The organism is bacterium, from assembly GCA_030655055.1.
Lineage (GTDB): Bacteria > Edwardsbacteria > AC1 > AC1 > EtOH8 > UBA5202.
In genome coordinates this window covers 1-7,496 of sequence record JAURWH010000155.1, presented here as the reverse complement: position 1 = coordinate 7,496, position 7,496 = coordinate 1, and the positions used below count along the sequence as shown (strand labels likewise).

8 protein-coding genes are annotated in these 7,496 nt (G+C 52.9%); 3 read left to right on the top strand and 5 right to left on the bottom strand.

Annotated features, from left to right (window positions below; all coding sequences use genetic code 11):
- From Q7U71_07415 to hisC, 5 genes are all read right to left on the bottom strand, one after another.
- Window positions 1-653, bottom strand: a 653-nt coding sequence (locus tag Q7U71_07415) for a S1 RNA-binding domain-containing protein (protein ID MDO9391583.1), incomplete at its 3' end; no start/stop codon positions are given.
- 147 nt (window positions 654-800) lie between these two features.
- On the bottom strand, window positions 801-1,664 hold the full coding sequence (gene ispH / locus Q7U71_07410) for a 4-hydroxy-3-methylbut-2-enyl diphosphate reductase (protein ID MDO9391582.1): 864 nt from the start codon (window positions 1,662-1,664) through the stop codon (window positions 801-803).
- Window positions 1,661-2,299, bottom strand: coding sequence for a lysophospholipid acyltransferase family protein (locus Q7U71_07405; GenBank protein MDO9391581.1), 639 nt, complete (start codon window positions 2,297-2,299; stop codon window positions 1,661-1,663). The genes ispH and Q7U71_07405 overlap by 4 nt, the downstream gene beginning before the upstream one ends.
- Window positions 2,296-2,979: a (d)CMP kinase gene (gene cmk, locus Q7U71_07400; GenBank protein MDO9391580.1), complete on the bottom strand. Its 684-nt coding sequence runs from the start codon at window positions 2,977-2,979 to the stop codon at window positions 2,296-2,298. Before cmk ends, Q7U71_07405 begins: the two co-directional genes overlap by 4 nt.
- Window positions 2,980-3,135: 156 nt before the next feature.
- Window positions 3,136-4,227 (bottom strand): histidinol-phosphate transaminase, encoded by a 1,092-nt coding sequence (gene hisC / locus Q7U71_07395; GenBank protein ID MDO9391579.1) that lies wholly within the window; start codon window positions 4,225-4,227, stop codon window positions 3,136-3,138.
- A 352-nt stretch (window positions 4,228-4,579) separates the two neighbouring features.
- Between hisC and gltX the strand changes: the two genes are divergently transcribed.
- The 3 genes from gltX to Q7U71_07380 form a co-directional block, all read left to right on the top strand.
- On the top strand, window positions 4,580-6,031 hold the full coding sequence (gene gltX, locus Q7U71_07390) for a glutamate--tRNA ligase (GenBank protein ID MDO9391578.1): 1,452 nt from the start codon (window positions 4,580-4,582) through the stop codon (window positions 6,029-6,031).
- A gap of 11 nt (window positions 6,032-6,042) precedes the next feature.
- Window positions 6,043-7,245, top strand: a complete 1,203-nt coding sequence (locus Q7U71_07385) for a hypothetical protein (GenBank protein MDO9391577.1) — start codon at window positions 6,043-6,045, stop codon at window positions 7,243-7,245.
- Between the two features lie 13 nt (window positions 7,246-7,258).
- Window positions 7,259-7,496: glutamate--tRNA ligase family protein (locus tag Q7U71_07380; protein ID MDO9391576.1), on the top strand; the 238-nt coding region annotated here is incomplete at its 3' end.

The window sequence follows — 7,496 nt, the reverse complement described above, 5'->3', positions numbered from 1 at the left end:
CCCTCGCGCACCTGGCCCTTGTCGATCTCGGCCAGGATCACGGCCCGCTGCTTGTCCCGGTCAGCGTCCAGCACCACCCGGCGCGAAACCACGATGTTGCGTTTCTTCTTGTTGATCTTGATGATCTTTAATGGAATGCTCTGCCCCAGCAGGCTGTCGATGGTCTCCAGCGGCCGGAGGCCGATCTGGGAACCCGGCAGGAAGGCGTCCACGCCCATCAGGTCGATGATCAGACCGCCCTTGACCTTGCGCAGCACCTTGCCGTCCACCACCACCTCGCTGTCCAGGGATTTCTGGACCTTGTCCCAGACCTTGATGAAGTCGGCCTTGATCTTGGACAGCACTATCTGCCCGTCCTGGTCCTCCACCTGTTCCAGCAGCAGGTCCACCTTTTTTCCGATCTCGATGGCGGTCCGGTCCAAAAATTCCACCACCGGGACGATCCCCTCGGATTTGAACCCCACGTCCACGATCACCGATTCCCCGGAGATCCGCAGGACGGTGCCGGTGACGATCTCGCCCTCCTCGAATTTCCTGTTGCTGGTGAATTCCTCCAGCAGTTTCCGGAACTCGCCCGAGCCCTCCTGATCATCCTGCTCCAGCAGGTGGTCCTGTGACAGAAGCTCCTCGCTTGGTTGCTTGGTTTTTGCCATGAGTTTTATTAAAACTCCTTTCGGTATAAAATAGGCCGACTAATGCCAGCCTTATAAAACTAAAATCAGAAAACGAAAACGAAACCTTCCCGGAATCAATTTATTTATCCCCGGTCCTGTCTTCAATCTTCTGCTCTTGTTTTTTTGTTAGTCGGTTCCCGATTCTGCCCTCTGCCTTCGTTTTTCGTCCGTCAGTTCCTTGATCCGGTCCACCACTTTCTTGACCATGCTGTCCGGAGTGGAAGCCCCGGCCGTGACCCCGACTTTGGAGCAGTTGTGGAACCATTTGGCCTTCAGCTCCCGTTCGGTCTCCACGTGATGGGCCGGACGGCCCACTTTCCGGCAGAGTTCCAGCAGGCGCGAGGTGTTGGCCGAGTTGCGCCCGCCCACCACTATCATCATGTCGGAATCCTTGGCCAGCCGCATGGTGTCCTGCTGCCGCACCTTGGTGGCCTGGCAGATGGTGTTGATGATGTGGATGTCGTCGGCCTGGCGCCCGAAGGACATCAGGGCGCTGGTGAAATCCCCGGCCGAAAGCGTGGTCTGGGCCAGCACCCCCAGTTTCTTCTGGACCTTGAAATCATTGTGGTTGTAGACCACCGAGTTGGGGCCGGCGTATCCCTTTAAAGCCACCACCTCGGGATGCTCGGCCTCGCCCACTATCACCACCTGGCGTCCTTCGGATTTAAGCAGGGCCGCGGCTTTCTGGGCCTTGGTCACAAAGGGGCAGGTGGCGTCCACGATCCTGATGCCTTTTTTCCTGAGGCCGTCCATCACCTTGGGGTGCACCCCGTGGGAGCGGATGATGACCGTGCCCTTCTTGATGCCGGAGGGGCTGGCGACCGCCTTGACCCCGCAGGCCTCCAGCTGGGCCACCACCTGGGGATTGTGAATGATGGGGCCCAGGGTGTATACCGGCTTTTTAGACTTCTTGGCTATCTCGAAGGCCATGTTAACCGCCCGCTTCACCCCGAAGCAGAACCCGGCGCTTTGGGCCACTTTTATCTTCATCGGGAATTTTCCTTCAGCTCGGCTATCCTCTGCATGATCAAACGGCTTAAGCCGATGTACCCTTCCTTGTCGGCAGGGAACGCTTCTATTTCGGCCGGGGTTATCGGACGGCCGAACCGGGTCGTCATCTGGTGTTTTCCGGAAAACAGGTCCCTCCATCCCAGGTTGGTGCCCCGGATGAAACAGGGAACCACCGGAACCAGCTGCTGTCTGACCAGAAGTCCGATGCCCGGTTTTGGTTCCAGGAACTCATCGGTCCGGCTGCGGGTGCCCTCGGGAAAGACCAGCACCGCCAGGCCCTGGCCCAGTTTGTCCTTAAGCAGCCTGAAGACCTGGGAATCCCATCCGCCCCGCCTGATGGGAAAGGCGTTATGCGAACAGATCAAAGCCCTCAAGGGGGGAAAGGCGAACAGCTCCTTCTTGGCCATGAAGGCGATCTCCCTGGGCACGCAGGCCCCTATGTATGGAGGATCGATCAGGGCGATGTGGTTGGAGGCGATTATCAGGGGCCCCTGCCGGGGGATGTTCTCCCTGCCCTCCACCTTCCACCGGAAAAGCGCGTTGAAAACTATGTCCAGGCAGTACCAAGTCAGCCGGTATGCCCGGGAATTGAAGGCCCGGCTTTCCCAGATCATGCCTGCTCCTTTTGGATCTTTTCCGCCCGGGCTATCACCATCTCCACCTGCTGGGCTATGGTCAGGGTTGAAGTATCTATTACCAATGAATCCGGGGTGCAGGTCAGGGGGCTGTCGGCCCTCTGGCTGTCCTGCCGGTCGCGGTTCTCTATCTGCTTCTCCAGTTCTTTCAGGTCCATGGTCATGCCCTTGGCCTCCAGTTCGGCTTTGCGCCTGCAAGCCCTTTCTTGAATGGAGGCTTTCATAAAGACCTTGACCTCGGCCGTGGGAAAGACCACCGTGGTTATGTCCCGGCCCTCCATCACCACCCCGCCCTCCCGGCCCATCTGCTGCTGCAGCGCCACCAGCCTTTGGCGGACCGAAGTAATGGCCGAGATGTCCGAGGCCGCCTGGGAGACCTCCGGGCTGCGGATCAGCCCGCTGACGTCAACCCCGTCCAGGAAAGTGACCGGCCCCGAGGAAGAAGGTTTCTGGCTGATGTCCGTCTGTTCCATCATTTTGGCGATGGCTTCCCGGTCGCTGAATGAGATCCCCAGACGCAGGGCCTTTAAACCGGCCGCCCGGTACATGGCCCCGGTGTCGATGTACAGGTACCCCAGCTTTTGGGCAACCATCCTGGCGGTAGTACTTTTGCCGGAGGCCGCCGGGCCGTCTATGGCTATCACCGGTTTGCGAGACATCAACTGAATTGCTTGTTACAGATTATAAAGTCGTTTTGGACTATCCACTATTCACTATCCAGTATTCAGTATTCACCGGTTTTAGATTACTGACTAGTGGATACTGGGTACCGCCAATGGAACATTGCTGATTGTCGCCGGTTGATTGAAAAGACCCTATTTCAGCACCTGCTTCAGCGCCCCGATCAGCTTCCTGTTCTGGCGGGCGGTGCCGATGGTCACCCGCAGTTCGGTCTGGTATCCGTAGTTCTTGACCGGCCGGACGATGACCCCCAGTTTCTGCAGGGCGGTAAAGACCGGCATGGAGTCCGTCTTGGGATCTATCAGGATGAAGTTCCCTTCGGACGGAACATAGGAAACCCCTAAGGACTGTAATTGCTTGTAAAGGTATTCCCTGCCCTCGGAGTTGAGCTTTTTGCTTTTGGCCAGATGTTTGGAATCATCCAGGGCCGCCAGACAGGCCACCTGTCCGCTCAGGCTGATGTTGAAAGGCAGGCGCACCTTGCGGATCTGGGAGATCAGCTCGGGGCTTCCCACCCCGTAGCCCACCCTCAATCCGGCCAGGCCGTAGATCTTGGAAAAGGTGTGAAGCACTATGGCGTTGGGCCAGTCCTTGAGCAGTTTGATGGTATTTGGGAAATCCGGCCGGTCGATGTATTCGGAATAGGCCTCGTCAAAAACCACCACGCAGCTCTCCGGAACCTTCTTCATGAAAGCCTTGACCTGGGCTTCGGTAAGCATGGTGCCGGTGGGATTGTTGGGGTTGGCGATGTAGACCACCTTGGTCTGGGGGGTGACCGCCGCCGCCATGGCGTCCAGGTCGTGGACGTAATTTTTCAGGGGGATCAGCGAAGGCCTGGCGTCGGCCATCTTGGCCGCTATCTTGTACATGATGAAGGCCCCCTCGGCGATGACCACATGGTCGCCGGGAGCCACGAAGGTCTTGGTGATGAACTCAATCACGTCCACCGAGCCGTTGCCGAAGATCAGCTGGTCCTCGTTGACTCCCAGGTGGCTGGCCAGCCTCTTGCTCAGGGCAAAGCACCCGTCATCGGGGTATAGGTTGATCTCCTTAAGCGACTTGCGCAAAGCTTTGACCGCCTTGGGCGAAGGACCCAGCGGGTTTTCGTTGGAGGCCAGCTTGATGATCTGGCCCCTGATGCCCAGCTCCCGGCGCACTTCTTCGATGGGCTTGCCGGGGATGTATGGGCTGATGCCCTGGATGTTGGGCCTGGCTTGAGGCTTCATATATAACCTAATGCAGTTTAATGGGTTACAAATATGACTTTAATGCAAACATTTATTATATCATATTTATTTCCTAAAATCAAGCTAATAAAATATCAATAAACCCTTTGAATTAGTGGCATTTACCTTTGACTTTGCCCGGCATATTTGGTATCATTATTTAACTTATCCGCTGTCATCCCGAGGCGCCTTCCCGCTTAGCTGAATGAGGGATGAAAGAGCATCCTTCGGTTTGTCAAGCACGGCATATTTCCTTCGTCAGTAATGCAGCAGCCCGGCTCAGGACAAGTCTCAGGATGACAAGCGCCCCCCAACCCCTAATCCCAAACATCAAATCCCAAACGACAGTAAAATGCCTACCGTCCGCACCCGCTTTGCCCCCAGCCCCACCGGCTACATGCACATTGGCGGCCTTCGCACCGCCCTTTATGCCTATCTGTTGGCCAAGCAGAGCAACGGCCAGTTCATCCTGCGGATAGAGGATACCGACCAGGAACGCTATGTCGACGGCGCGGTGGAGGTCATCTACCGCACCCTGAAGATGGCCGGACTGCACTATGACGAAGGCCCTGATATTGGCGGCGCCTTCGGCCCCTATGTCCAAAGCCAGCGCAAGGCCCTGTATCTGGAGCAGGCCCAAAAATTAGTGGAACTGGGCGGAGCCTATTACTGCTTCTGCTCTCAGGAGCGTCTGGACAAGCTCAGAAAAGAGGCCGAGGACCGCAAGGAGATATTCAAATACGACGGGCTGTGTAAAAAACTGACCCCGGACGAGATCAAAAAAAGAATAGCCAACGGCGACCCTTACATCATCCGGCAGAATATCCCGCCCTCCGGCCAGACCGGGTTCAAAGACGAGGTCTACGGCGAGATCACCGTGGAGAACAGCCAGCTGGATGAGAACGTGCTGCTAAAGACCGACGGCCTGCCCACCTACAACTTTGCCAACGTGGTGGACGACCACCTGATGGGCATCAGCCACGTGATCCGGGGCAACGAGTATCTTTCACAATCCCCCAAATACTGCCTGCTGTACCGCTCATTCGGCTGGGAAGAACCGAAATACGTCCACGTCTCGCAGATCATCCGACCCGACGGCAAAAAACTTTCCAAGCGATCCGGCGACGCCTCTTTTGACGACTTTTACACCAAGGGCTTTCTGACCGAGGCCATCGTCAATTACATCGCCCTGCTGGGCTGGAATTCCAAGGACGACCGGGAGATCTTCTCGCTGGCCGAACTGACCGAAGCCTTTTCCGTGGCGGGTTTAAGCAAGTCCCCGGCCATATTTGACGTGGAGAAGCTGAAATGGATGAACGGTGAATATATCCGCAAGATGACTCCGGAAGATTTTTACCAGGCTGCCCTGCCCTGGCTGCAGCAGGCTGTCAAGCGGTCTGGAGTAGATCTGCACAAGCTGGCCGGTCTGATGCAGCAGCGCACCGTGGTGCTGTCGGACATCCCGGCAAGAATTGATTTCATAGACGTTCTTCCGGAATACGCCAGGGAAATGTTCATCAACAAGAAGGCCAAGACCGACCTGGTGAATTCGCTGGAATATTTGAAGACCTGCCAGGCGGAGCTGGAAAAGCTGGAGAAATTTGACCATGAGACCATCAAGCAGGCGCTGTATGCGGTGGTGGAGACGCTGGGGATCAAGGCCAACACCTTCCTTACGCCGCTGCGCATAGCCCTCTCCGGTCGCGAGGTCACCCCCGGCGGGGCCACGGAACTGGCGGAGATACTGGGGAAAGAGGAATGTTTGAAAAGAATCAATATTGGCATTGGTAAATTAACCAACTAACAAAAGTAACCATGCGAAATACTTTTCTTTTTACCTGTTGCCTGTTGATCTTTTGTACCGTTTACGGGCAAGGCAAAGTTGAGATGATTGGCCGTTATTCAAACTTGAATCAACTGGCCAATACCTTGCCTAATATTGCTTTTTGGGGCATTGATAGCATGGGCGCGCATTTATATGTAAATGGGGTGCTAAAAAAGTCAATAAAATCTAAGCATCAACCTAAACCTAAATTAAATAAAAATGACCCAAACGGTTTCTCTTACGTTTTGAACAGCACATACTTTAGAATTCAAAATAAATGTTTATTAGCAGGCGATTACCACGAAGCCTACGATTCTCCTTATTATATATCCAATTTACAAATTATAGACAATAGCGGAGATGTAATTCATACTACCAAATATGGTGTGCAAGTCATTTTAGTTCAAACAAGAAATAAATACTTCGTTGGTTTTTCTTATGACCGTTATTGGTCACCTCCATACTCTTTTAGTATTACTTCAAAAGAACAAACGGATACTTTTTCCCTGTCAATGGGTGTAAATAACTGGTGCTACCAATTTGATTTAAATACTGATCAGTTTTTAATATATTTAATAAAAAATGATTCGTTGTTTCGATACACTTACGGTAAAACAGGTTTAGTGAATAAATACTTCATACATGACAATATTAGCTTTAAACATATAATTTCAATGCGAAGTTCACCGGATGATAAATATTTATCCGTATGTTCTCGTGATAGTTCTATCATCATAAATCTACAAAACAATAAGATCATAGAATCTACCATTCGTTATGATGAATGCCATGGTTTTTTCAATAATGGTCACCACATATTGGTTAATTCCAAAAATGATCACACATCTCTGTATAATTTGTTAACTAAAGAAATGAGATGGCTTAAGGCAATACCATCTTGGCGTAATATAGCTGGCATTATATATTCCAATGACATTGCGATATTATCGACAAGAAATATGGCCGGCTCAAAATTGGTTGACAGGGAAATTATTTCTATAGACACATTGGGGCACACACAGGAATTTCATATACCGAATGAAAGCAATAATAGCATTAACTGCAATATCGATGGCTACTCATTAGACCCCTTTTTTATAAATGATAGCATATTTATCGTTGGTTCATCACCTTGCATAAGCGAACGCAAATCGTATCCAAAATACTATTATTGTTTTAAGTTGACAAATTAAAAGAAACAGCATTATGAATAACACAGAAAATATCAAGACCCCTATCGAGGGCGCGGCCGCCACCAACTTCATCCGCGAGGCCGTGGCCGAAGACCTCAAAATCGGGCGTTTCCCCGGCGTCCACACCCGCTTCCCCCCGGAGCCCAACGCCTACCTCCACATCGGCCACGCCAAGGCCATCTGGATAGACTACGGCATCGCCCAGGAATTCGGCGGGCTGTTCAACCTGCGCTTCGACGACACCAACCCGG